This window comes from Nocardioides sp. T2.26MG-1 (genome assembly GCF_950101795.1).
Classification (GTDB): Bacteria; Actinomycetota; Actinomycetes; order Propionibacteriales; family Nocardioidaceae; genus Nocardioides.
Window position 1 is genome coordinate 101,439 of record NZ_CATNLZ010000036.1, and the last position, 23,663, is coordinate 125,101.

The 23,663-nt window shown below is 67.4% G+C and carries 23 protein-coding genes; 15 read left to right on the plus strand and 8 right to left on the minus strand.

The genetic code is table 11. From position 1 onward, the window contains the following. Genes QQZ14_RS23650 through QQZ14_RS23670 form a run of 5 tightly spaced genes read left to right on the plus strand, consistent with a single transcriptional unit; the run spans position 1 to position 4,435 of the window. A complete protein-coding gene (locus QQZ14_RS23650; RefSeq protein WP_284536889.1) occupies positions 1 to 195 on the plus strand; it encodes a hypothetical protein in 195 nt (64 codons plus the stop codon). Beyond that, positions 164 to 601 (plus strand): TadE family protein, encoded by a 438-nt coding sequence (locus QQZ14_RS23655; RefSeq protein ID WP_284536890.1) that lies wholly within the window; start codon positions 164 to 166, stop codon positions 599 to 601. Before QQZ14_RS23650 ends, QQZ14_RS23655 begins: the two co-directional genes overlap by 32 nt. Beyond that, a complete protein-coding gene (locus QQZ14_RS23660) occupies positions 598 to 1,020 on the plus strand; it encodes a TadE/TadG family type IV pilus assembly protein (protein ID WP_284536891.1) in 423 nt (140 codons plus the stop codon). Before QQZ14_RS23655 ends, QQZ14_RS23660 begins: the two co-directional genes overlap by 4 nt. After that, positions 1,017 to 1,439, plus strand: coding sequence for a TadE family protein (locus QQZ14_RS23665; RefSeq protein WP_284536892.1), 423 nt, complete (start codon positions 1,017 to 1,019; stop codon positions 1,437 to 1,439). Before QQZ14_RS23660 ends, QQZ14_RS23665 begins: the two co-directional genes overlap by 4 nt. Then, the gene (locus tag QQZ14_RS23670; RefSeq protein WP_284536893.1) at positions 1,436 to 4,435 is read left to right on the plus strand and encodes a LysM peptidoglycan-binding domain-containing protein; all 3,000 of its coding nucleotides are present in this window, start codon (positions 1,436 to 1,438) and stop codon (positions 4,433 to 4,435) included. The genes QQZ14_RS23665 and QQZ14_RS23670 overlap by 4 nt, the downstream gene beginning before the upstream one ends. A gap of 123 nt (positions 4,436 to 4,558) precedes the next feature. Here QQZ14_RS23670 and QQZ14_RS23675 read toward each other — a convergent pair whose 3' ends face one another. The 4 genes from QQZ14_RS23675 to QQZ14_RS23690 form a co-directional block, all read right to left on the minus strand. Beyond that, positions 4,559 to 5,047 (minus strand): calcium-binding protein, encoded by a 489-nt coding sequence (locus QQZ14_RS23675; protein WP_284536894.1) that lies wholly within the window; start codon positions 5,045 to 5,047, stop codon positions 4,559 to 4,561. A gap of 428 nt (positions 5,048 to 5,475) precedes the next feature. Beyond that, positions 5,476 to 6,192 carry a hypothetical protein gene (locus tag QQZ14_RS23680; RefSeq protein WP_284536895.1) on the minus strand — a complete coding sequence of 239 codons (717 nt, stop codon included), beginning with the start codon at positions 6,190 to 6,192 and terminating at the stop codon, positions 5,476 to 5,478. Positions 6,193 to 6,606: 414 nt separating this feature from the next. Beyond that, positions 6,607 to 7,770: a cation diffusion facilitator family transporter gene (locus tag QQZ14_RS23685; protein ID WP_284536896.1), complete on the minus strand. Its 1,164-nt coding sequence runs from the start codon at positions 7,768 to 7,770 to the stop codon at positions 6,607 to 6,609. Continuing rightward, positions 7,767 to 8,138, minus strand: a complete 372-nt coding sequence (locus tag QQZ14_RS23690; protein WP_284536897.1) for an ArsR/SmtB family transcription factor — start codon at positions 8,136 to 8,138, stop codon at positions 7,767 to 7,769. Before QQZ14_RS23690 ends, QQZ14_RS23685 begins: the two co-directional genes overlap by 4 nt. Positions 8,139 to 8,427: 289 nt before the next feature. On the opposite strand from QQZ14_RS23690, the gene QQZ14_RS23695 reads away from it, so the two are divergent. Beyond that, the gene (locus QQZ14_RS23695) at positions 8,428 to 9,474 is read left to right on the plus strand and encodes a phosphatase PAP2 family protein (protein WP_284536898.1); all 1,047 of its coding nucleotides are present in this window, start codon (positions 8,428 to 8,430) and stop codon (positions 9,472 to 9,474) included. A gap of 292 nt (positions 9,475 to 9,766) precedes the next feature. Here the strand turns inward: QQZ14_RS23695 and QQZ14_RS23700 are convergent, their stop codons facing one another. Continuing rightward, complete coding sequence (locus tag QQZ14_RS23700; protein WP_284536899.1) at positions 9,767 to 10,393, minus strand: hypothetical protein; 627 nt, start codon at positions 10,391 to 10,393, stop codon at positions 9,767 to 9,769. A gap of 798 nt (positions 10,394 to 11,191) precedes the next feature. Here QQZ14_RS23700 and resB point away from each other — a divergent pair. The 4 genes from resB (at position 11,192) to QQZ14_RS23720 (ending at position 15,604) form a co-directional block, all read left to right on the plus strand. Continuing rightward, positions 11,192 to 12,724 carry a cytochrome c biogenesis protein ResB gene (gene resB, locus QQZ14_RS23705; RefSeq protein ID WP_284536900.1) on the plus strand — a complete coding sequence of 511 codons (1,533 nt, stop codon included), beginning with the start codon at positions 11,192 to 11,194 and terminating at the stop codon, positions 12,722 to 12,724. Further along, entirely contained in the window at positions 12,721 to 13,680 is a 960-nt protein-coding gene (gene ccsB, locus QQZ14_RS23710) for a c-type cytochrome biogenesis protein CcsB (RefSeq protein WP_284536901.1), read from the plus strand. Before resB ends, ccsB begins: the two co-directional genes overlap by 4 nt. Positions 13,681 to 13,832: 152 nt before the next feature. Beyond that, positions 13,833 to 14,276, plus strand: a complete 444-nt coding sequence (locus tag QQZ14_RS23715) for a hypothetical protein (RefSeq protein WP_284536902.1) — start codon at positions 13,833 to 13,835, stop codon at positions 14,274 to 14,276. Further along, positions 14,273 to 15,604 carry a hypothetical protein gene (locus QQZ14_RS23720; RefSeq protein WP_284536903.1) on the plus strand — a complete coding sequence of 444 codons (1,332 nt, stop codon included), beginning with the start codon at positions 14,273 to 14,275 and terminating at the stop codon, positions 15,602 to 15,604. The genes QQZ14_RS23715 and QQZ14_RS23720 overlap by 4 nt, the downstream gene beginning before the upstream one ends. Before the next feature lie 32 nt (positions 15,605 to 15,636). On the opposite strand, the gene QQZ14_RS23725 is transcribed toward QQZ14_RS23720, so the two are convergent. Next, the gene (locus tag QQZ14_RS23725) at positions 15,637 to 16,548 is read right to left on the minus strand and encodes a cation diffusion facilitator family transporter (protein ID WP_284536904.1); all 912 of its coding nucleotides are present in this window, start codon (positions 16,546 to 16,548) and stop codon (positions 15,637 to 15,639) included. 246 nt (positions 16,549 to 16,794) lie between these two features. On the opposite strand from QQZ14_RS23725, the gene QQZ14_RS23730 reads away from it, so the two are divergent. The 5 genes from QQZ14_RS23730 (at position 16,795) to QQZ14_RS23750 (ending at position 21,216) form a co-directional block, all read left to right on the plus strand. Beyond that, positions 16,795 to 17,340, plus strand: coding sequence for a DUF3105 domain-containing protein (locus QQZ14_RS23730; protein WP_284536905.1), 546 nt, complete (start codon positions 16,795 to 16,797; stop codon positions 17,338 to 17,340). A 5-nt stretch (positions 17,341 to 17,345) separates the two neighbouring features. Beyond that, a complete protein-coding gene (locus QQZ14_RS23735; protein WP_284536906.1) occupies positions 17,346 to 17,975 on the plus strand; it encodes a DUF305 domain-containing protein in 630 nt (209 codons plus the stop codon). Next, positions 17,972 to 18,607 (plus strand): copper resistance CopC family protein, encoded by a 636-nt coding sequence (locus QQZ14_RS23740; protein ID WP_284536907.1) that lies wholly within the window; start codon positions 17,972 to 17,974, stop codon positions 18,605 to 18,607. Before QQZ14_RS23735 ends, QQZ14_RS23740 begins: the two co-directional genes overlap by 4 nt. An 11-nt stretch (positions 18,608 to 18,618) precedes the next feature. Further along, a complete protein-coding gene (locus QQZ14_RS23745) occupies positions 18,619 to 20,640 on the plus strand; it encodes a cytochrome c oxidase assembly protein (RefSeq protein ID WP_284536908.1) in 2,022 nt (673 codons plus the stop codon). 159 nt (positions 20,641 to 20,799) lie between these two features. Then, positions 20,800 to 21,216 (plus strand): flagellar basal body-associated FliL family protein, encoded by a 417-nt coding sequence (locus QQZ14_RS23750; protein ID WP_284536909.1) that lies wholly within the window; start codon positions 20,800 to 20,802, stop codon positions 21,214 to 21,216. A gap of 90 nt (positions 21,217 to 21,306) precedes the next feature. Here the strand turns inward: QQZ14_RS23750 and lnt are convergent, their stop codons facing one another. Further along, a complete protein-coding gene (gene lnt / locus QQZ14_RS23755; protein ID WP_284536910.1) occupies positions 21,307 to 22,845 on the minus strand; it encodes an apolipoprotein N-acyltransferase in 1,539 nt (512 codons plus the stop codon). Then, on the minus strand, positions 22,842 to 23,657 hold the full coding sequence (locus QQZ14_RS23760; protein WP_284536911.1) for a cytochrome c biogenesis CcdA family protein: 816 nt from the start codon (positions 23,655 to 23,657) through the stop codon (positions 22,842 to 22,844). The genes lnt and QQZ14_RS23760 overlap by 4 nt, the downstream gene beginning before the upstream one ends. Positions 23,658 to 23,663: the final 6 nt, after the last annotated feature.

Sequence of the window (23,663 nt, forward strand, 5' to 3'; positions counted from 1 at the left end):
ATGTTGAAAGTCCTGGTCTTGCTTCAACTAGCGGTGGTGACCAAATACGACGACCTGCGGACCACCCGGCGAGACGAGCGTGGTTCGGTGACCACAGAGCACGTGCTCTGGGCAGTCGCCGTGATTGCCATCGTTGGGATTGTGGTCGCGGCTGTGACGACCTATGTCAAAAGTCAGGCCGGCAACATCAAGTAGCCGCCGCCGGCGGCGGCGCGACGACCGGGGCTCGGTCTCAATCGAGCTCGTCATCCTGCTGCCCGCGCTTTTCGCGCTCATGTTCATCGGGATGCAGGCAGCGCTCTTCTACCACGCGCGAACCGTGGCCATCGCGGCCGCGCAGGAGGGCGCTCGAGCGGCCGGCGCCGAGCAGGGCCGAGAAGCCGACGGTGTGGGCGCGGCCAACGACTTCCTTGCCGAAGCCGGCGGCGACGACGTCCTGACCGGCGCCTCGACGAGCGCCAACCGTACGGCGACGACGGCCACCGTGACGGTCACCGGGTTCAGCCTCAGCGTGATCCCCGGATGGAACGTCCGGATCACGCAGAGCGCGACAGTCCCTGTCGAGCGACTTACGGCTCCCAACGCGGCGGGGACACCATGAGTCGACGAGACGAGCGCGGATCCGCGGCGATCGAGGCGGCCGTCGGCGTACCTGCCTTCGCGCTGTTCGTCGGCCTGATCATCTTCGGCGGGCGGACGGCGAGCACCCACGAGGCTCTCCAGTCTGCTGCCGCCGACGGCGCCAGGTCGGCCTCCATCGCTCGTGACTCCCAGACTGCGCAAGCTGATGCCCGCGAGGCCGCTGCTGCGAGCATCGCCAATCAGAAGCTCGGCTGCTCGGACGTCGACGTGACCGTCGACACCACCGACTTCAACAAGCAACCGGGCATACCCGGCTCGGTCGAGGTCACTGTCTCGTGTCGCTTGAATCTCTCCGACCTGGCGGTTCCTGGCGTCCCCGGCTCCCGTGTCATGCGCGCGACCATGTCCAGCCCGATCGACACATGGCGGGAACGATGATCCGGCAGTACGACGAGCGCGGCTCGATCACCGTCTGGCTGGCCCTTTCAAGCTTCGTGATGATGTTCCTCGTCGGACTGGCCGTTGATCTCGGCGGCCAGGTGCACGCCCAGGAACGAGCCCACGACCTTGCAGCCCAAGCGGCACGCGCCGGGGGCGAAGAGGTTGAAGGCAGTGCGGCCATCCAGGGGCGCGAGCTCATCATCAGCCCCACTGCGGCTCGCGCCGCAGCTGAGCGCTACCTCGATGCCGCGGGCGTGAGCGGAACGGTCGAGATCACCAACGGCGACACCATCAGAGTCACCGTCCACGACTCGTACGACCCCCAGTTCCTGGGCTTGATCGGTATCCATCGTTTCGACGTGTCAAGCACCGCGACGGCTCGACTGATCCGCACCCTGGGAGGTAGCCAGCGATGAGCACCGTCAACACCCGCCTGCGTGGCTTGGTAGCCGCGCTGGCCCTGGTCGCTTTCGTCCTCGGCGTACCGGCCGTCCTGGTTGCGATCGACGCAGCTCCGGACCTCGGGGGGTTCACGTGGTCGCGACTCACGGCTCCGGACGACGGCACGCTGGTGGTCGAGCTGATCGCCGTGGTCTGCTGGATCGCCTGGGCGGTGTTCAGCTTGCAACTCGTCGCATCGGTTGTCTCTCAGGTGCGAGGTATCCGCACACCGCGGCTGCCAGGCCTAGCCATGCCCCAGCTCGCAGCAGATCGACTCGTCGCGGCAGCTGCCCTGCTGTTCCTCGCCTTGCCGGCGTCGACGGCGTTCCTGCCCCAGCCGAGGGCCGAGGCCGCTCCGACGGCCGCTCCCCTGCCCGACGACACCCGAGTCACGGTCAAGCCCGCCTCCGCCTCCGCTCCTGCGCCGATGGTCGAGCATGAGACGGAGCGGGAAGTCGAGCGGTACACAGTCAAGCGTGGCGACAGCCTCTGGAGGATCGCCGAGGACCGCCTCGGCGACGGCACGCGGTACGTCGAGATCGTTGCGCTCAACGAGGCCGTCCTCGACGGGCGTCCCGACTTCCTGCTGCCGGGCACCGTCTTGAGGGTGCCTGTGGCCGAGGTCGCGCCGCCGGGCGCGTACGTCGTGCAGCCCGGCGACACCCTGTCGGAGATTGCGGAGGACGAACTGGGGGACGCCGACGCCTACCCCACGATCTTCGAGGCATCCCGGAACACCGTCCAACCCACCGGCGACCGGCTCACGGACCCCAATCTGATCCTGCCCGGCTGGAAGTTGACCATCCCCGGGCAGAAGCCGTCGGAATCACGGGAACCCAAGCACGCGAAGCCGCCTGAAGAGGTTCCCGACACGATTCCACCTCCGGCCGAGGTCACGCCTACTGAGCCGGTCGGCGAAGCGGAGGCTGACTCGGCCGATTCCGGCCAGAGTTCGGATGACAGCGTCGTGTCGAGCTGGCTCGTCCCCGGACTCGCGGGAGCGGGAGCGGTTCTCGGGGCCGCGCTTTGGATCGCGTTGCGTGCACAGCGACGAACCCAGCTGCGTCATCGGCGTCCCGGCGCGATCATCCCTCCGCCGCCCGCGGAGCTGATCCCTGCGGAAAAGACGGCTTACGCCACGGCATCGATGATCGCGCCCCGGATCGACGCCCTCGACGCCGCGCTGCGCTCCATCCACCTGCCGCTACCGCGGCTCGTCGGGGCTGTGCTCTCCGCGGACGAGATCGTCCTTTCCCTCGGTGAGCCCGCTGACCTTCCAGAGCCGTGGACCGGGTCCGGCACCGAATGGCGGATCCAACTGGGCGAGGTCCCCAACCGCCCAGAGGACTCCTTCCCTCCGTACCCGCTACTGGTGAGCGTCGGACGAACTGACGACGGCTCCTTCTTGTTCGTCAACCTCGAGGAGCTCCGGACGGTGGCCGTCGCCGGCGCTAGCGACCGCAAGACAGGGTTCGCACGTCACCTCGCTGCCGAACTGGCCGTCAACCCGTGGTCAGTCGTGACGACGGTCGATGTCTTCGGTCTCGGATCGGACCTTGCATCGTTCAACCTCGGCCGCGTGCGCACCCACCCCGCAGGTGACACCGGCTTCATCGCGGAAGCTGCGCAGACCCTGTCGTCCGTCGTCGAGCCGGTTGATCCCGATGACTTCCGCGCGGTGATCATCGCCGCCACGGATCGTCCGGTCTCGGACGTCGATGCGCTCGCGACGGCGATCGAAAATGTTCCCGGCCGTTCGGCGGCAGCGCTCGTGGATCTCGAGGGCAAACCTCGACCCTCGGGTACGCAACTGGAACTGACCGATGACGGGCGCCTCCGAGCCCCCAGCCTAGGGATCGACGTCCTAGCGGCAGAGCTGAGCGCCGAGGAGGCTCGCGCTTGCGCGCTGCTCCTCGACCTCGCTCTCGATGGGCAAGACGTTCCCGTCCCGCAACCGGACGGCGATAGCGCGGTCTTCAACCTGGCAGGCGCCCTCTCCGAGCGACTCACGGAACCGAGACCTGAACGCGGCGCGGCTGGAGACGAGTCACTCCTGCCGCTCGATGCGGTCGTGTACGCCGACGCCGCCGCGACGACCGTCGAGGACGTGGAGGTGCTCGCGCCCCGGGCGGCGCCGGAGGCCAGCACGGTCGTGAAGGCGGCGGACCCGGCGCTGGACGAGGACCTCGCTCGCTGGGAGTCGCCGATGCTGTCCGCACCGAAGCTGACCCTCCTCGGGCCAGTCGGTGCCCGCACGACGGGAGACACGAAAGCGACGGCACACCGGAGGCCGTTCTACGTGGAGTTGCTGGCCTACCTCGCACTCCACCCGCGCGGGGTCTCCGGGCACGAACTTGCTGACGCGTTCGGGATCCGCCCGGAGCGGGTTCGGGTGGACATCAGCCAACTGCGTCGATGGCTGGGCAACGATCCCCGCACCGGGAAGCCCTATCTGCCGAAGGCACAGCCTGGGCCAGACCCGGAGTCGCCAGCCCTATACAAGCTCGACGGCGTGCTGTGTGACCTCGACCTCTTCCGGCGTCTCAGGGCCCGCGGACAGAGCCACGGGGCCGACGGCATGGACGACCTGATCGCGGCACTTCGACTGGTCAGGGGCGAGCCGTTCACGGAACTGCGCAAGGACCACTGGAACTGGCTACTCGACGGTGACCGGTGGGACCACATCATGACCAGCGCCATCGTCGATGTCGGGCACATCGTCACGACTCACGCGCTTGCCTCGGGCGACCACAACCTTGCGCTGTGGGCAGCCCAAGTCGCCTACACCGCGGCGCCGTATGACGAGGTGGCGCAGCTCGACATGATCCAGGCCGAGAAGGCCAACGGAAGAGCCGGCGCCGCCCACCAACGCCTGACCGAGAAGGTATTCGATCGACGCGACGACGAACTACCCCCGATCGATCTGCCGGCCCGCACCGCTCACATCGTTCGCGACAAGGACTGGGCCTAGGCTGCGTGGCCGCATCGATCGACCAGTCCTGAGTTAGCCCCGCCACGGTCCTTATGAGCGGTGATCTTGCGCCGGTTCTGCCCAGCCGCAGCGCCCAGCACAGGTACGTCTTCGTGCTGAGTGTCAGTCGTGGGTGCCACCATGCCCGCCGTCATGCCCGTCGTGAGTGCCGTCATGCCCGTCATCCGTGCTGTCGTGACCGACGCCGCCTTCACAGACATCGTCGCCATGGCCGCCGTAGATGTGATCGTTGCCCGACCCGCCGTACATCGTGTCGTCGCCGGCGTGGCCGTACACGCGGTCGGCCCCGTGACCGCCAAAGACCTTGTCGTGTCCGGCGCTCCCGTACACCACGTCGTCGCCGCCCAGCGCTCGGACGACATGCCCACTGACTCGGATCTCGATGATGTCCCGGTGACTGGTGCCCCGGACGACGTGTGGCGACTTGGACGTGACCACGATGGTGGGCTGCGACGCCTGGTCAGCGGCGGTCTCCGAGGAAGTCGACCATGCTGACAATGCGAACGGTGCCGAGGCCGCCATGGGCTGACCGATCAGGACTGCCAGCGGAGCGACCATCAACGCTGCAGCGATACGCTTTGGACCAGTCACCACGGACCTCCTAGGATGTTGCTGAGTTCCGCGCTTTCCGAACCCGCCTATCGGCGTGCGCCGAGCTGGCCGCCGTCCCCAGAGTCCAATGACCCAGGAGCCCCGGGACTCTCGAAGCCCGTCAGGGCCTTCGCTTCCGCGGTGGGTGTCGCGACGCGCGTCGCCACGACCCACCTGAGTCACAGGCGCCCGATGGGGAGCCCGTCAGGGGCGTCGAAGAGTTGTGGAAGGTGTCCGCCAACAGCGTCCGGGATCTCGCTCACATCCGCTCCAGCAGCTCGGTCAGTCCGACCATAAGCGCGGTGGCGACGATGAACGCGAGAAGCGTCACCAAGATGATCCGGCCCGTGGGCCTTTGCCGGGCGTGTCACATGTGTGGCTTCTGGAAGCGTTGTCTGTTGGCGTGAGCCAGCGGTGGTGCGAGCCGATCACGCTGCCATGGCGTAGATGATGATGAAGCCCAGGAAGAACATGCCGGCCAGAACTGGGGTCTCCTCGCTCTCATGGGCTTCGACCAGAAGTTCTTCGGTCACCAGGTAGAGGAGCGCGGCTGCTCCGAAGGCTAGGACCGCCGCCAGGATCGCGGCGCTCGCGCCGGCAAGGAGCAGCGCTCCGCCAATCGCGCCCACTGCTGTGAGCAGCCCGAGAAGGCTCGGAACCAGGGCCGAAACACGTTTGCTGGCGCCCCGGTCGAGCAGCTCCGAGGACACAGCCAGACCGAGGAACAGGATCTCCAGCGTCAGAGCGATCGACAAGATGATGCCCTCGGTCCGACCGAGAGTTGCGCCGACCCCGACTAGGAGTCCGTCGACGAGCAGATCGACGCCGACCGTGGCCGTCAAGGACAGCGGCACCACGGCAGCGACCCGAGCTCGTGACTCCAGCCGAGCCGAGATCTCCCGCAGGAACAACAGCAGCATGACCCCGCCAAGGAAGGCGATCACCACCACGACCACGTGCCCCTCGTCGCGCAGGTCAGGGAGGATCTCGGACGCAAGCGCTGCGAACACCACACCCGCAGCAAAGTGCTGGACGCCGCTGGTGGCCTTGGCACTGAAGGATGTGAACACCGAGGCCACCGAGCCGGTGATTGCGGCAACCACCGGGAAGGAGACGAGGACTGCCGCCTGACCGACTGCGCTCATCGCGTTCTCCGATCGCTCACTGGCTGGCTCGTCAGCCAGCCCACTGTTAGCTCATTGCGACCCGGGCTCCCGGCCACCGGGTTGTTGAGCCGCACGACCGCCTTAGATGATCAGGGCGAGCACGCCGATCCGCAACACCGACACGAGCATCATCGCGCCAGCCCATCCGGATGAGGCTTGGGTCGCCCGCCGAGTTGCGTGCTCTCGCCGCGCGGGTCACCGCCGTGGCCACCGCCCCATCAGCTCGACTCGACTTCGCCGCCGAGGCCGGGTGACCCTGTGGACCCACCCGGCAGCCGTACCGCCCGCAGCGTTGTGTCCGCTGCGGGCGATCCCCGCGCCGGATGACCTTCCTCTCCGGCGCTGTCGTGGCCCTCGTGCCCGTGTGCCTGGAGCGAGCACGGCGTTCGGCGTTCAGGCGCGCGGTGACACGTGGTGATGGGCGAGCACCTGATGCGGGTCGCCGTTTTCGTCGCTGGGGCTAGTCTGCACGGTCGCGCCGACAAGTCTCGGGATCGCATGGAGGAGCCGGTGATGGGCGTCGGTGGCGATCGCGTGCGCGGCGACGATATCGAGCGTGCTGTCAACGACGATGCCGGCCTCAGCGCGAAGTCGGTGCCCGATCCAGCGAAGCCGGACCTGCTCGATGCCGCGGACCCCGTCGGTGCGCCGGAGGGTTGTCTCGGCGGTCGCGGTGAGCTCGGGATCTACGGCGTCCATGAGCCGCCGGTAGACGTCACGGGCAGCGTCCCGCAGCACGAGCAGGATCGCGATCGTGATGAGAAGTCCCACGATGGGGTCTGCGAGGGGGAAGCCGAGCAGCACCCCGATCGCGCCGAGAACGACAGCCAGGGAGGTGAAGCCGTCGGTGCGGGCATGCAGGCCGTCGGCGACCAGTGCGGCAGAGCCGATCTGGCGGCCGACCCGGATCCGGTAGAGCGCGACGAGCTCGTTGCCTGCGAAGCCGATCAGTCCGGCCGCGACCACGACCCACGGGTATGAGAGGGGCTGCGGGTCGAGCAGCTTGCGCACCGACTCGTACCCTGCGATCCCCGCGGACAGGGCAATCATCGCGACGATGAAGATCCCAGCGAGGTCCTCGGCGCGTCCATAACCGTATGTGTACGACGAGGTCGGGCGTCGGCGGCCGAGGACGAAGGCGATCCAGAGCGGGATGGCCGTCAGGGCGTCGGAAAAGTTGTGGATGGTGTCCGCGAGCAGCGCGACCGACCCGGTCAGCACGACGATCGCCGCCTGCGCGATGGCGGTCACCAAGAGCACCAGCAGGCTGATCTTGACGGCTCGGATGCCGAGCGCGCTGGATTCCAGCGCGGAGTCCACCGAGTCGGTGCTGTCGTGACTGTGCGGCCGGAGTGTCTCGGCGAGGAATCGTCTGAGAGTACCACGTGGCCAATCGCCGTGCCCGTGACCGTGGCCATGCCCGTGTCCGTGTTGGTGGTCGTGCCTGTGCCCATGCCCGTCACCGTGCTCGCCGGGATGCGCGGCCTCGTGTGCCCAGAGTGCTTCGGTGACCTGAGGATCCGCCTCGTGCTCATGGGGAGGCCGTTCGTGGGTCATCGGGCGTCCTTGAGGTCGACGGCGTCGCCGCGGTGGTGGGCAGGGACGCCGGGACCGGCGTGCTCAGCGTGATACACAGCGTCGGCAACGAGCTGCCGGACGTGATCGTTGGCAACTCGGTAGAAGACCTGGGCTCCCTGCTTGCGGGGAAGGACGAGTCGGGCCAGCCGCAGCTTGGCAAGGTGCTGGGAGATCGCGCTCTGCGGCTTGCCGAGGATCTCCACGATCTCGTTGACCGACCGCTCCTCAGCGAGTACGGCCCACAGGATCCGCACCCTTGTCTGGTCGGCGAGCATGCGGAAGACCTCGACCGCGAGGTCGATCTGCTCGACGCCAGGCGATTCCTCACCGGCAGCATATGCGCGCATGCATATATGATGACACATGCACAAGCGCTCCATCATGGACGCCCGGTGCGGTTGGGCTCGCTGGCTCTGGCGATCCGTGACGTCGATGCGGACCGCCGTGACCCTGCTGGTGCCACTAGCGGCGGCGCCCATCCCCGGGGGGGGTGTTGCTCCAGCGCAATGCCGCAAGCGACCTTGCGGCGGTCCTGAGCTTTGCAGCCCACGGCTAACAACCCCGTGGACCAAGCGAGGGGCACCGGGCCGAGGTCGCGCGCGAACATCGTCAGCGGCGTCTCCGTAGACTGCGCGGGTGTATCGCCGCGCCTACGTCCTGCTCGTCGGGACCGCCACCGTCATGGGCACGCTGGCCGTGGTAGCGGCTCTCGTCCTCGACAAGCGGCTCGCCGACCCCGAGGGCTTCCTCGGACCGTCCTGGCTGCGGCTCCCGATGCTGCTCACCGGTGCCTTCCTGCTGGACATGCTGCCGCGCATCATCTGGACCGCACGGATGGACCCGCGGCGGTGGCCCGGCATCGTGCGCGAGCGGGTCCGCACTCACTGGACGCGCGAGCGGCTGACCCTGGTGGTGATGGGGCTGGTCTGCTTCTACATCACCTACGTGAGCTACCGGAACCTCAAGTCCTACCTGCCCTTCGTCATGGGCGACGTCAAGTACGACCGCGAGCTCCACCTCGTCGACCAGGCGCTGTTCCTGGGCCACCAGCCGGCCAACGTGCTCCACGACCTGCTCGGCACCAACATCGCGGCGCACTTCCTCTCGGCGATCTACCTGTGGTTCCTGCCGCTGGTGCCGCTGGCGCTGACCGCCTGGCTGATCTGGTCGCGCAACATCTCCTTCGGCTACTGGTTCGCCACCTCCCAGTGCCTCGCGTGGACGCTCGGCACGGCGTCCTACTACGCCTTGCCGACCCTGGGCCCCGGCTTCGAGTACCCCTCGTCGTTCTTCGACCTCGCCGACACCCCCACCGCGGCCCTGATGGACACGCTCGCCTACCAACGGCAGGGCGTGATCCTCGGCGGCGTCGAGGGAGCGGTGCAGTCCGTCGCCGGCTTCGCCAGCCTGCACAGCGGCATCACCCTGCTCGTGGCGCTGATGGTGCAGTACACGATCCGCTCCCGCGTCGCCCACTGGGTCTTCTGGGCCAACTTCGCCCTCACCATCGTGGCCACGCTCTACTTCGGCTGGCACTACGTCGCCGACGACATCGCCGGCATCCTGATCGCGCTGATCTCCTTCTACCTCGGCGGCATCGCCTCCGGGCAGAAGTTCGAGCGCCACGGCCTGGCGTCGCACCCCACGACGACCACCTCGGCCGTCCCCGTCGACTCAGCCTGAGACACGTCGCCACCATCGGAGAAGGCAACCGCGGACGCTAAGGCATTCGTTTGAGACGCTTCAACGTCCTGTGACCGCACGCGTTCGACCTGAACCACATCATCAGCCGCCCGGCGCTGTTGAGTGTTTACCCCCGACCCGGGAGTCGCCACCTGCCGACCGAGTGGCCAGACTTGGGGGTCGACCGACGATCTCACGGCCAGACTGCGACCCGACGGTAGCGATGGCGGTCGTGGCCGTCCGCGACTCTGGTTGAGGTCCGGCCATCCCCGGGTCGGCTCGATTCGATGGATCAGTATGTTGTGACGTGGACGTGGTCGAAGTGATTGGCGGTCACGGAGCCCCGGTCTTCCATGCCCCGCCAGGCCTCTCCGGCCCGTTGTACCGACCAAATTCTCCGAGCGTGTATTACATAGGAGACACCGAGGTCGGAGTAGTTCTGCCGGACAAAGTTAGCCACCTGCCAGCCGCGCGAGCCGCTCACCATGATGTCGACAGCAATACCCTGGGCATGCTCGCCGTCGCCGCGCAATGTCCCGTAGGTCGTAATCTCGGGGAACGCAGCGCACACGGCCGCATGGACGGCCACGATGTTCGGGCTCACACCGGACGGCACCGACGTGCCGTTCGAGCAGGTGCCACCGCCCACCGGTTGGACACGATCGGCCGGTTCGGGCCTCACCTCGGGTTTACTCGCCACGAGATACCCCTCGGTGACCCACCGGGAGCGACCCTCGAGGACCACCTCTTGGCGGCCCCACAACGCCCTACCCGTCACCAGAACCTTCGTCAGGTCGTCGAGCAGCCCAACCTTACGGGCCATTTCGCCGGGCTCGGTCCACACATTCAGCGCCACTGTGGTCCACCGTCTGACATCAGCTTGACGCACCGCCTGGCGAGTCCTGCTGACCGACAGCAACCGCTGAGCCCTCGTTGGCTTGGGTTGGAATCGAACGCCCGACCGAGAGATAGCGTCTCGGCGTTCGCCGGCGACCCACGTACTCGGCACGCCAGGGGCGTGGTCCCGCGCGCTGATCGCCGGGACGGCGTTCCGCGGGCTGGTCGCGACCCCCAGGGCCACGGCACTACCCGTCGCCACGATTGCGAGTGAGCCAGCGACGAGTGCGCGTAAGGGCTTGCGGCTGGCCGTGGTTTCCCGCTTGTGGCGATGCTCTACCACAGCCTGGTCCTTACTCTTGGCGGACATTTCTGGCTGATCAGCGAGCTCGACCGACCGCGACGAGTCAAGCACACCCTCCGCTGTCTACGAAAATACTTAGTAGTCAACCTTTGTGTGGGACCAAGGCTGCAAGCACGGCTCACAGACCTGCACATAAGGGCTTCACGAGCGTTGGGCGAGACGCAGATTGGCCCCTAGCAGGGTGCCCGCGCCTTCCGATGGCGCTAAGGACGTCACCCTCTTCACCGAAAGCCCTTGTGCTCATCGCAACGGCAGGCACGGTGGGACGCCGGACGTCTCGACGTTCTGATGAGAGATCTACTAGGTCATCTAGTAGAGTGCCGGTGCCCGGCGACCGGCCACCGGGTTCCCCACCGGGAGCCGGTCGCCAGTGGCAGATCGCATACACGAGCACCCACCCGAAGGCAGATCGTGACGACCCAGTTGCGCCCTCGACCAGCGTCAACCTCGACGCCGGATGATGAGCCGATCCATGGCTGGGGCTGGGGTCGCTGGTTCTGGCGGTCCCTCACGTCGATGCGGACCGCCGTGATCCTGTTGGGGCTCCTCGCGGCGGCGGCAATCCCGGGATCGGTGTTGCCCCAGCGCAACGTCGCCAGCGACCCCGCCGCCGTCCTGAACTTCGCGACGGACAATCCCGAGCTCTACCCGTGGCTGGACCGCCTGGGACTGTTCGAGGTCTACGCCTCCCCTTGGTTCGCCGCGATCTACCTCCTGCTGCTGGTCTCCATGACCGGATGTGTTCTGCCGCGGTGCGCCCGGCTGTGGCAGGCAGCCCGCTCCGCCCCTGCGCCCGCGCCGAGGAACCTCACGCGAATGGAGGGCTATCGATCTTTCCCGGTCAGGGAGCGCGACCCCGTCGCAGACGAAGAGCCCGGCTCGGCCGGTCCGCTCAAGCGGGCCGCAGAGGTTCTGAGGCGTCGCGGGTTCCGTGTGGAGGTGGCGAAGGACGAGGTGCGTGCCGAGCGCGGGTACCTTCGCGAGGTCGGAAACCTCGCATTCCACCTGTCCCTCCTGGTGCTCTTGGTGGGTGTGGCCGCGGGCCGCCTATTCGGGTTCGAAGGGCGGGTGGCGCTCGCCGAGGGCGAGACCTTCACCAACGTGAGCTCGGCCTACGACGCGTTCACCCCGTCAGTCTGGACCGACACCGAGAGCCTGGAGCCGTTCGCATTCACCCTGGACGAGTTCGACGCCGAGTACGCAGCGGAAGGGCCCAAGAGCGGCGAACCTCGCTTCTTCAACGCGGCCCTGTCCTACCAGGCCGGCGCCAACGATGAGACGCGCCGCTTGGACGTTCGACCCAACCACCCCCTCGACGTGAACGGGACCAAGGCTTTCCTCACTGGGCACGGCTACGCGCCGGTTGTGACTGTCCGGGACGGCCGTGGGGACATCGCCTTTTCGGGGCCTGTCATCTTCCTGCCCAACGACGGCTCTTACGCCTCCGACGGCGTCGTGAAGGTGCCTGACGCAATGCCTCAGCAGTTGGGCTTCGAAGGGTTCTTCCTCCCCACCGCCGCCACGGGCCCTCAAGGTCCGTACTCGGCCTTCCCGGACGCCCTGAACCCGCAACTCTTCCTGACAGCCTTCGCGGGCGACCTGGGCGTGGACGACGGGGAGGCCCAATCGGTGTACACGCTGGACAAGTCAGGCATGAAGCAGTTGCGGCAGGCTGACGGCCAGCCGTTCGCCCGCGCACTTTCGGTCGGTGAAACCATGAAGCTGCCCAACGGACTGGGCAGCCTCACCTTCGACCGAGTGGGGCGGTTCGCCAACTTCCAGATCGCCTACGACCCAGGCAAGGAGATCTCACTCGCGGCCGGTGTGATGCTGCTGCTCGGGCTCACGACCTCCTTGTCGATCCGACGACGGCGGATCTGGGTCCGGGCCATTCCCGACGCCTCGGGCACCGCAGGGTCCTCGACTCTCGAGGTCGCCGGGCAGTCCATGACCCGTTGGCCGCTCCCGGACAAGGACATCGCGCACCTTGTCGAAACCCTCGCCGCGAACGCCACCGCACTGCATCCACCAGAAGGAAGCGCCTCATGAGCTTCAGTGACACGATGGCGAGCCTCTCGAACGGGTTCGTCTACTCCGCCATCGCGGTCTACGCGCTGGCACTGCTCGCCTACTCGGCAGAGGCCGCCGGGCGGGCGGCCCGGCGACACGTCGTCCTCGTGCCCGCAGCAACTGCAGCGGTGAACTCGCCCACGACCCCCGAACCGGAACCGGCGCCCGACGGTTGGCGGCGTCTCGGGGCAATCGGCACGTCGATGACGGTGCTCGGCTTCCTGCTCAACCTGGCGGGCGTGGCCGCACGGGGCCTCGCGGCCCAGCGCGCGCCCTGGGGAAACATGTACGAGTTCGCCATCGTCGGTGCGCTCGCTGCGGGTGGCGCTTACCTGTTCTTCCTGTCCCGGCGACCGGTTCGGGACTTCGGGGTGTGGATCGTCGCCATCGTGCTGCTCGCACTCGGCCTCGCTGTCACGGTCCTCTACACGCCGGTGGACGCGCTGGTGCCCGTCTTGAACTCCTACTGGCTGGTCATCCACGTGGCAGCCGCGATCAGCGCAGGCGGCATCTTCACCGTCGGTGCGGTCGCGACAGCGCTCTTCCTGGTGCGGACTCGCGCCGAGACGCGCGCAAAGGAGCGCGGCGGTGACGTGGATGGCAGGTACGCCGCGAGCCTTCCGCCGAGCACGACCCTGGGACATGTCGCGCATGCCGCCCACATGTTCGCCTTCCCGATCTGGACGTTCGCGGTGCTCGCCGGTGCCATCTGGGCGGAGAACTCTTGGGGACGTTACTGGGGGTGGGACCCCAAGGAGACCTGGGCGTTCATCACCTGGGTGCTCTACGCGGCCTACCTGCACGCCGCGTCCACCAGCGGATGGCGTGGTGTCCGCGCCTCCTGGTTTGCGCTGGCCGGTTACGCCGCCTTTATGTTCAACTTCGTCGGTGTGAACCTTTGGATCACCGGACTCCACTCCTACGCGGGCGTCTGACCCGCCTTGTCCACCATCGTGATCGGTCTCTTCACTGCCGTGACCACCCTCGTCGTCCTCTACCTGATCGCCCGCGCATCTCACACCGAGTACGACGACGACCCGAATCAGTGAACTTTCAATCCCCACCACACCGACACCGAGGAAGCACCTTGCGCGCACTCCCCGCCCTAGCCCTCACCGCGGCCCTCACGATTGCTCTGTCCGGGTGCACATCCGGCCCGGATCCCTCCACCTCCACTTCCTCGCCTGGAAGCACCAGTCCCACTTCCACGGACTCGCCGGCCGCCTCTTCGACGCAGGAAGCAACGCCGAAGGAGACACCGAAGCCTGGATCCGAACTGGTTGTCACCATCAGTGGCGACGAGGTCCTGCCCAACGCGAAGGAGATCAGTATCGATACTGGCGAATCCCTGGTCATCAGCTTCACCTCCGACCGGCCCGGCGAGCTTCATGTTCATTCCAAGCCCGAGCAGGTACTGGAGTTCCCCGCCGGCAAGTCGACGCAGGAACTGGTGATCGAGACCCCGGGTCTCGTCGAGGTCGAGGAGCACGAGACTGGCGCCGTGGTCGCACAGATCAAGGTCGGCGGATGAACCTCGCCCACGGCCTCGGCGGAGGCAGCGACCTACCGATCCCGGCCTCCTACGCCATCGCCGGCGGCACCGCGGCGCTCACGATCTCGTTCATCATCCTCATGCTGGCTTGGCGAAGGCCCCGGTACGACGAGCTGAGCGGCGGTGTCCGCGCCCATTGGATCGCCCTGGTTGTCGACAGTCGCGCCTTCGCACTCACCCTGCGCACGGCCGGTCTCGTCATCTTCGGCTTCGTCGCATGGGCGGCCATCTTCGGGCGAGACCTGCTGACGAATCCGACGTTCGGCGTCATCTACGTGTGGCTCTGGGTCGGGCTCGTGCCCCTTTCCCTGCTCTTCGGCCCGTTCTACAAGGCGATCAACCCGGCGCGGACGTTCCACCTCATCATGAGCAAGCTCACCGGTGGCGACCCTGACCGCGGACTTCTCCCATATCCCCCGTGGCTTGGCTACTGGCCGGCAGCAGGTGGGCTGCTCGCGTTCGTCTGGCTCGAGCTCGTGTACCCAGACGGAACCATGCTCGGCCCCGTCCGCCTCTGGCTGGCCATGTACCTTGCGGCGATGCTCATGGGCGGAGCGATCTTCGGATCCCGGTGGCTCGAGCGCGCCGACCCATTCGAGGTCTACTCCACCCTCGTCGGTCACCTGTCGATCTGGAGTCGTGAAGCCTCCGCGGATGGCAGAAGCCCCGGTGTGCTGACACTTCGGAGCCCCCTTCGAAACCTGGCCTCCGTTGGCGGCGAACCCGGCCTCGTGGCCGTGGTAGCAGTGCTGCTCGGCAGTACCGGCTTCGACAGCTTCAACTCGTCGACGTTCTGGGTCCAGTTCAGTCAGGGCACGAGCGCGGACATCACTCTGGTCAACACCGCGCTCTTGATCTTCGCCTGCACCCTGGTGGGTGGCACGTTCTCCCTGGCCACGATGGCGACGCTTGTCGTTCCGGGTGAGTCACGACGTCAGCTGCCTCGGGCCATGGCGCACTCGATCATCCCGATCATCATCGGGTACATCGTTGCCCACTACCTGACGTTCTTCGTGGAGTACGGCCAGCAGACGCTCATCCAGGTCAGTGATCCACTGAGCAACGGCTCGAACCTCCTGGGAACGGCCGACTGGTCGGTGAACTACTGGCTGTCCGAGGACCCGACGCGGCTCGCCACCATCAAGGTGCTGTCGATCGTGATCGGGCATGTTCTTGGTGTGGTGATGGCCCACGACCGCGCGCTCCAGACGATCCCGAAGCGCCACCACGTGATCGGACAACTGCCCTTGCTGGCCGCGATGACTCTTTACACCTTCGGCGGCCTCTACCTGTTGTTCGGCCTCTGAGGCTTCGATCGGCCCGGAAGAGCCCGGTCAGGTCACCAGTTGAGCTCGTGGCACGACCGGTCCGTCGCCGCCTCGACCTGCAGGGTGGCGTGCTCCATTCCGAAATCGGTGCGCAAGATTCTTTGGGCCTCCCGGAGCACGGTAGCGGAGTCGGCGCCAGCGACCAGAAGCAGGTGCGCCGTCGCGACGTGCATGCCTGAGGTGAGTGTCCAGGCATGGAGATCGTGGACGTCACCCACGCCCGCGATCCCCGCAAGATCCGCGGCAACCTTGTCGACGTCGAGGTCTGCTGGCGCGTGCTGGCCGAGCACGGCCAGGACCTGGCGACCCAGTCCGACCGCGCGCACCGCCACGAAGATCCCGATCGCCAGGGCGACGACCGTGTCCCACCACCCGTCCCCGGTCAGGACGACGAGGAGCCCGGCCACGATGACCCCGACGCTGCCGGCCGCGTCAGCGACCACCTCGAGGTAGGCACCTCGAACGTTCAGCGACTCGGAGGCACCCGCCCGAAGCATGAAGATCGACACGACGTTGATTCCAAGTCCGATCGCTCCGACGACCATCATGGTGCCTGTCTGCACCTCGACGCGCTCGCCCATCCGTCGCAGCGCCTCGACCACGACGTAGACGGCAACCCCAAGCATCAGCAACACCGAGAGCCCGGATGCGAAGACCTCGGCGCGGTACGAACCGAAGGTCCGTCGGCCGGTCGTGTCGGGCCGGGACGCGATCTTGGTGGCGACCAACGCGGCACCCAAGGCAACGACGTCGGCGGCCATATGTCCCGCATCGGAGATCAGCGCCAATGAGCCGCTGAGGATGCCGAAGACGAGCTCCACGATGAAGAACGAGGCGACCATCCCGAAGGCGACGGCCAGCCGCCATCGGTGCTTGCCGCCCGCGTGGCCCGTTGCCCCGCCGTGACCGTGTCCCGCGCCCATGCGGACCTCCTGGCGTCCTGGTGGTGTTGTCGGGGCCGTTCCTCGCGCACTGTTCGGTTCGGCAGCGTAGTGCCATACCGACCCCTGCCTCTACGAAGACTCATAGTAGATTGTTTGCATCCGGCGGCTCTGCCCCGGGCTCCCTCGCCGTCCGCGACCAGAGAGGCAGGCATGACCACCCCAGCGCCAGCGAGTCAGCCCCCACACGACCGGAGCGGGAGGACGATCCTGCTCATCGGGGGCGCAATGGTCGCACTGATCCTCGTGGCGGTCGGCCTCTGGGGACTGGCCGCAAGTGACAAGCCACCGGCACGGGAGACGGCTGAGAAGAGCGCTCCCGCCGGCGTGAAGGAGTACGACGTGGTCGCCGACCACGTGATCACCGAGGTCGAGTACGAGCAGACGCCCCCGGTCGGCGGCGCCCACAACCCGCTCTGGCTCAACTGCGGCGCATACGACGACCCCGTCTTCAGCGAGAACGCGGTGCACTCCATGGAGCACGGTGCGGTCTGGATCACCTACGACCCGGCCCTCGACGAGGCGGCTGTGGCCAAGCTGGAGGAGTCGCTGCCCTCGACGTACGCGATCCTCTCGCCGTTCGAAGGCCTGCCGTCGCCGGTCGTTGCATCCGCCTGGGGCCGCCAACTTGTGCTCGAGTCGCCCGACGACCCCCAGCTGGAGGAGTTCATCGCCGAGTACCGCAACGGAGGCGTGGCTCCCGAAATCGGCGCGCCCTGCACCGGCGCATCCGACGGCACGCTGCCACTCGACGCCGTCGAGACCATGGAGTGACCTCGATGACCTCTCCCATCAAGGCAGCGGTGCTGATCCTGGTCGTGGGTCTCGTGGCCGCTGTTGGCGTGATCGCCCTCCGCACTGCCGCCATCCCGGGTGCGACGGCATCGACGTACCCGACCGATGGCAGCGCCGATGCCGGCTTCGCTCGTGACATGCAGGCCCACCACGCCCAGGCTGTAGAGATGTCCTTCCTGATCCTGGACCGTTCCGAGGACCGGTTGATCCGCACGATGGCCCTCGACATCGCCATGACACAACAGCAGCAGGTGGGCCAGATGCACGCCTGGCTGGAGATCTGGGGTCTACCGCAGACCGGCGCCGACACACCGATGACCTGGGCAGCCGGCAACGCGATGTCCGACATGGGCCACTCCGCGATGCCGAGCCCCATGCCCGGGATGGCGACGCCGGCTCAGATGGCGCGGCTCCGCGAGGCCACCGGCCGTGACGCGGAGATCCTCTGGCTGAAGCTGATGCTCCGCCACCACCGCGCCGGAGTGGACATGGCCAGCGCCGCACTTGACCTGGCCGCGCGCTCTGAGGTTCGTCAGCTGGCGACAGCCGTCGTCGCGTCGCAGCAGTCCGAGATCGACATCATGCAGCAGTTGTTGGAGGAACGAACACTTTGACCGCCCTGCAGAAGCTTCGCCGATCCGTCGTACGAACCCTGGTGGTGGCACTGATGGCGGCATTGAGCCTGCTCGGGACGGGCCCGGCACAGGCACACACCGACCTGGTCCGGTCGTCCCCCGCCGAGGGCGAGCGGCTCTCGGCCCCGCCGCGCGAGATCGAGCTCCAATTCAGCGAAGACGTCGACCCGGGCCTGTCGACAGTCGTCCTCTCCCGAGACGGGAGTGACCCGGTCCGACTCGAGGTGGTCGGAGGTGAACAACCGTCCGTCCTCCTGGCAACCGTCCCCGCCGAGACCGCATCTGCCACGGGGGCGTGGAGTGTCGGCTATCGCGTGACATCCGTCGATGGGCATCCCGTCGACGGATCGGTCGACTTCATCGTGGCTGGCTCTGGCCCGGCGCCCCGCCCGGCTGGCGAGGTGCCGCCGGAGGAGGACGACCCCACGACCGTCACCGGAGCCGCCGAATCCCGGGCGTTGGGGACCGGCCGTTCTCTTTGGCAGTACGCCGGCCCGGCGATCCTGATCGGCGCGTTGGTCATGCTCGGCACGCTGCTGGGTCTGGCGCGCTTCGAGGGGCGCTCTCGCGCCACCGAAGCGCCTCCCACCAGGGGGGACGAAGCGCCATGAGGCGTGCGGTCGTGGCCGCGGGCCTGGTCACCGTGGCTCCCCTGGTCTCATTGATGCTGCTCGTCGTGACCGGAGGCACGGAGACAAGCCTCGTGCCGGGCTTGCCTGATGCTGGTGAGCTCACCCGCTACGGCCTTCCACTGACCCAGGCCCTGCGCGACGTCGCCGCAGCGGTCACGGTGGGCGCTCTCGCGTTGACCGTCCTCTGCGTACCACCCGGGTCTCCGGAGGACCGGGAAGGCATCGGCGGAGCGCGGCGCGCACTGCTTGACCTGGTCGTGGTCGCCGCCAGCACGTGGACGTGGTCCGGGTTCGCGCTCCTCGGCTTCGTGTACTCCGACGCCGCTGGTGTCCCTCTGACCAGCCCGGGGTTCGTGGAGGAGGTGACGTTCTTCGGACGCAGCTTCGAGCTCGGTCGGTATCTCGTGGTCAGCTCGAGCATGGGGGCCGTCGTCGCGGTGGGGGCGCTGGTCGTCCGTCGGATCAACGGCGTCGGCATCCTGGCCGCGCTCGCGGTCGCCGGGTTGTGGCCGATGGCGCTGACCGGACATGCGGCAGGATCACTGAACCACGACGACGCCGTGAACCTGCAGGCGATGCACCTGATCGGCGTATCGGTCTGGGCTGGGGGCCTGGTCGCCCTGATCGTGGTCCGGCCCCGTCTCGGTGAGTCGTTGCTCCCGACGGTCAAGCGGTACTCGGCGCTGGCCGGCTGGTGTCTGGCCGTGGTCGCAGTGTCCGGGCTGCTCGGCGCTTTCCTGCGACTTCCGAGCCTGGCTGACGTCACTTCGACCTACGGCGCGCTCCTGGGGATCAAGGTGGCGGCCGCGACCGTGGTGGCCGGGTTCGGGTGGTGGCAACGGCAGGTCGGCATCCGTCGACTCGCCCAGGGAAGGCAGCGCGCCTTCGCACGCATGGTGGTGATCGAGATCGGAGTGCTCGCGGCTGCCAGCGGCACCGGGGTCGCGTTGAGCCGAACCCCGCCGCCAGCTCCGCCCGGCGCGCAGGAACCGCTCACCGCGGCACAGTCCCTGCTAGGCCGTGAGTTGCCTCCCCCACTGGGCGCGGCCGAGTGGTTGACCCAGTGGGAACCGGATTCGTTCTGGCTGCCGATCGCACTACTGCTCCTCGCCAGTTATGCCGCCGCCGTGGCGCGGCTTCGATCGCGCGGTGACCGCTGGCCCCTCTCCCGGACCGTCGCCTGGACAATTGGCTGGGTGCTGTTCATCTGGGCGACCAGCGGGTCGCCGGGGGCTTACGGCCGTGTCCTGTTCAGCATGCACATGGTCCAGCACATGACGGTCGCTCTGGCCGTGCCTGCGTTCCTCGTCATGGGAGCACCCGTGACCTTGGCGCTGCGGACGCTGAGTAGACGCGCAGACGGATCCATGGGGCCGCGTGAGTGGCTGATGCGGATCGTCCATTCCTGGCCGGCGCGGTTGCTGGGCTCGCCCATCGTTGCCGCCGGGATGGTGATCGTCAGCCTCGCGGTCTTCTACTACTCCTCTCTGTTCGAGCTGTCACTGAGGACGCACACCGCCCACCTGCTCATGACGGCTCACTTCCTGATCTCCGGCTATCTGTTCGCGAACTGCCTGGTAGGGGTCGACCCCGGCCCGCGTCGGCCCGCGTACCCGCTGCGAGTCCTGCTGATCCTCGTCACGTTCGGCTTCCATGCCCTCTTCTCGGTGTCGCTGATGGCGAACAACAAGGTGCTGGCACGTGACTGGTTTGCCCCGCTGGACCGCACGTGGGGAGGGTCCCTCATCGACGACCAGTACCTCGGTGCCTCCTTGGGCTGGGCGCTGGGCGACTACCCCCTGGCCATCCTCGCGATGGCGCTGATCGTCTCGTGGGTCCGCGCCGACCGTCGGGAGCGACTGCGCTTCGATCGCAAGGCGAGACGTGACGGCGATCAGGAGCTGACCGCCTACAACGACTACCTGGCCCGACTGAGGTCTGAGTCAACGCTGGGCCGCAGCGGTACTGCCCACACGGAATCGGACCAAAGTGAGGGTGACCGCACACCCTAGGCATTCTCAGTCGCCACAGATCGCAGCCTGTGAGGGCATATCTCGCGAACCTCTACTAAGCCGAATAGTGTTTCTCTCAGGTGCCTTCGGGACGGGTCGATTGCCCGAGTGCGAGGCAGGCTGATTGAGCCTGCGCAGACGACTCAGGGAGGTCGAAGGTTGAGGGAGACGGAGCAGGAGCGGCCGACCAAAGGGCCCAAGAAACGCGCGCTGATGTTGCTGTTGGTCGCCGCCATCGCTGTAGCGGCGTCATGCTGGTTGATTCTCCGCCCATCCCAGGACCCGTCGCCCGAGCCTGGGGAGGTACTCATCGTCGGCCCACTCCAGGTGAACCTGGCCGAGGGTCACTATCTGCGTATTGCTCTGGCACTGCAGATGACCACCGAGGTTGTCGACGAGGTGGACGGCAGCAAGGCACTTGACGCGACCATAAGTCTCTACTCGGGCAAACCGCTGTCCGCGGTCTCGCAGCCGAAGCAACGAGCAGAGCTCAAGAATGAGTTGACCACGGCGATTCTCGAGCTCTATGCGGGTGAACTCATGGACGTCTACTTCACCGAGTTCGTGACCCAGTAGATCATCGGGCACATCGTCAGACACGAATTCTTCGGCGTCCTCCGCCAGCGTGAGGGCAGATACGCCGGCGAGTGCGGCCGTCGGACACGATCATTTCGACAGGCCCGGCGTTAGGAGTCTGCCCCGCCTGCCTCGCCCCCTCCGGGTGGTAGCGGCCTGGGCTCCGGCGACGAGTACACCCAAGAGGCCGACGAGCATGACCCCCGTCGCAACCTCCCCGCCAAATCTGACGGCAGGGGTGCGCGCTTCGCGGAGTGGCACTCGAGCGACGAGGACACCGGTCTCACGGAGGGGTGCGCGTTCCACCACCGTTCCGTCGGGGCCGATGATCGCGCTGATGCCGTTGGTGGACGCGACCGCGATGGCGCGCCCAGTCTCGATGGCCCGGACACGGGTGATGGCGAACTGCTGATCCAGCTGGGAGGTCCCCGTGAAGCTTGCGTTACTCGTCTGGACCACGATCAGCTGGGCTCCGCGCCGGATCTGCGGAGCAAGAACGTCGTCGTAGGCGACGTCGAAGCAGATCGCGTCGGCAATGCGGACCCCACTGACGTCCAGGGGGGCCGACGAGGTCCCCGGGAGCATGTCTCGAGGGATCTCATCGAAGCGGGAGGACATCCGCCCTAGTAGGCCTCGGAACGGGATGTATTCGCCGAACGGCACAGGGTGATGCTTGGTGTAGCGCGCAGCGGCGGGACCCTCCGACGTCCAGACGATGCCTTGGTTGAGCACGTTCCGGGGGGTGGGCCCGTCCACCATGCCCCCGACGATCACCGGCACATCGACACTCGCGACGGCGACCTCGATATCCGCACGCGCCGTGGCGTCGGTGAACGGGTCGACCGCCGTCGAGTTCTCGGGCCACACCACGAGGTCGGGCCGTGACTCGCCTCCGAGCTCGACCAGCTCGGCCAGCTCGCGGGTCGCCTCGACATGATTGTCGGTGACCTCCCGATGGTTTGCCACGAGCTGGCGGCCGTCGCCGGGGACCCCGCCCTGGACAACGGCGACGGTCATCGACCCGGCGTCCACCGCAGGGTACGGCGCAGCGAGCGGAACGAGACCGACACCGACGACAGCACCGAGGGCAGCGAGGCGTCCCCACCTGGCGCGCCCCTGCGCCAGGATCACCATGCCGATCATCCCGGCGGCAAGGGAGATGCACAGCCCTGTCGCGGTGACGCCGAGGTAAGGAAGCGTCGCGGCCCACGGGGTGTCGAGGACCTGGCCCCCCAGGCGGCCCCATGGCAGTCCGCCGAACGGCCATGCCGAGCGCGCCTGCTCGACTCCGGTCCACCCAATGGCGAACCAGATGGCGGCGCCGGGAAGTCCGGACAAGAGGCGCACGAAAAGACCCAGGACTCCGAACCAACAGGCCTGAACCAACACGAGGGCGACCCAGGCCGCTGGCCCGATCGACTGCGCAAGCCAGATCAGGAGCGCTCCCTGGAAGGCCACCCCGAAAACGAACCCGACCAGGATGCTGTCGCGCCTGGTGCGGCCCTGGAGGGCGACCATGAGGCAGGCCGGTCCGGCGAGGATGCCGACCGTTAAGCCGAAGGGTTCGAATGACGTCGCAAGCAGCAACCCCCCGAGGACGGCCGCGGCGGACGCCGCAGCACTGTTCACAGGGGGGTCTGCCAGCCGGTGATGAGGCCCTGCAGCTGGGCCATACCCGTGGACCAGACGCCTGAGAGCTGGGCCAGCCCGACGAGAACGAGGAAGGTCCCTCCCAGGCGGGCGATGAGGCCTTGGTGGTGGCGGACCCAGGCGAAGGTCTGATTGGCGCGGCCGTAGGAGGCCGCCGCTACGAGAAACGGCAGGCCCAGGCCCATGCTGTAGGCGAACGTCAGCAGTGCCCCCCTACTGGCGGTTGCCGACGTTGTCGAGAGCGTGAGGACGGCAGCAAGAGTGGGGCCAATGCACGGTGTCCACCCCACCGCGAACATGCCGCCTAGCAGCGGGGCTCCGGCGAGGCCGACACGGGGGGCGAAAGACGGCTTGTAGGTGCGGTTCAGAAGGGGGATCTTGCCCATGGCCCCCATGAACACGAGCCCCATGAGGACGGTGAGCGCGCCGGAGATCCGCAGCAGCGCGTCCTGGTGGAGGGTCAGTTGCCGTCCGATCTCCCCGAACGCGGCGCCGTACGCCGTGAAGACCCCAGAGAAGCCGAGCACGAATAGTCCAGCGCCCAGCACGGTCCGCGACGCGGCCGTTCGCTGCCGCACCGCGACCGATCGCCCGACTCCTCCTTTGCTGTTCTCTGCAGGCCCGTCGTTGGCTAGACCAGACACGTAGCCGAGGTAGGCGGGAACCAGCGGAAGGCAGCAGGGCGAGAAGAACGAGATCAACCCGGCGAGCGCTGCCACGAGCAGAGCCGCGATGATGGGACCCGAGAGCACCGTGTCCTGGATGTTGCCTGCGAGCATGGCGACCGGCATCGTGAC

Bases quoted from the DNA above. Each gene is read 5' to 3' on its own strand.
- QQZ14_RS23660 (WP_284536891.1), top strand. From the start codon at position 598: ATGAGTCGACGAGACGAGCGCGGATCCGCGGCGATCGAGGCGGCCGTC.
- QQZ14_RS23690 (WP_284536897.1), bottom strand. From the start codon at position 8,138: ATGCGCGCATATGCTGCCGGTGAGGAATCGCCTGGCGTCGAGCAGATC.
- QQZ14_RS23670 (WP_284536893.1), top strand. From the start codon at position 1,436: ATGAGCACCGTCAACACCCGCCTGCGTGGCTTGGTAGCCGCGCTGGCC.
- QQZ14_RS23665 (WP_284536892.1), top strand. From the start codon at position 1,017: ATGATCCGGCAGTACGACGAGCGCGGCTCGATCACCGTCTGGCTGGCC.
- QQZ14_RS23725 (WP_284536904.1), bottom strand. From the start codon at position 16,548: ATGGGCGCGGGACACGGTCACGGCGGGGCAACGGGCCACGCGGGCGGC.
- resB (WP_284536900.1), top strand. From the start codon at position 11,192: ATGCGGACCGCCGTGATCCTGTTGGGGCTCCTCGCGGCGGCGGCAATC.
- QQZ14_RS23655 (WP_284536890.1), top strand. From the start codon at position 164: ATGTCAAAAGTCAGGCCGGCAACATCAAGTAGCCGCCGCCGGCGGCGG.
- QQZ14_RS23685 (WP_284536896.1), bottom strand. From the start codon at position 7,770: ATGACCCACGAACGGCCTCCCCATGAGCACGAGGCGGATCCTCAGGTC.
- ccsB (WP_284536901.1), top strand. From the start codon at position 12,721: ATGAGCTTCAGTGACACGATGGCGAGCCTCTCGAACGGGTTCGTCTAC.
- QQZ14_RS23680 (WP_284536895.1), bottom strand. From the start codon at position 6,192: ATGAGCGCAGTCGGTCAGGCGGCAGTCCTCGTCTCCTTCCCGGTGGTT.
- QQZ14_RS23720 (WP_284536903.1), top strand. From the start codon at position 14,273: ATGAACCTCGCCCACGGCCTCGGCGGAGGCAGCGACCTACCGATCCCG.
- QQZ14_RS23735 (WP_284536906.1), top strand. From the start codon at position 17,346: ATGACCTCTCCCATCAAGGCAGCGGTGCTGATCCTGGTCGTGGGTCTC.
- QQZ14_RS23760 (WP_284536911.1), bottom strand. From the start codon at position 23,657: ATGCCGGTCGCCATGCTCGCAGGCAACATCCAGGACACGGTGCTCTCG.
- QQZ14_RS23650 (WP_284536889.1), top strand. From the start codon at position 1: ATGTTGAAAGTCCTGGTCTTGCTTCAACTAGCGGTGGTGACCAAATAC.
- QQZ14_RS23730 (WP_284536905.1), top strand. From the start codon at position 16,795: ATGGTCGCACTGATCCTCGTGGCGGTCGGCCTCTGGGGACTGGCCGCA.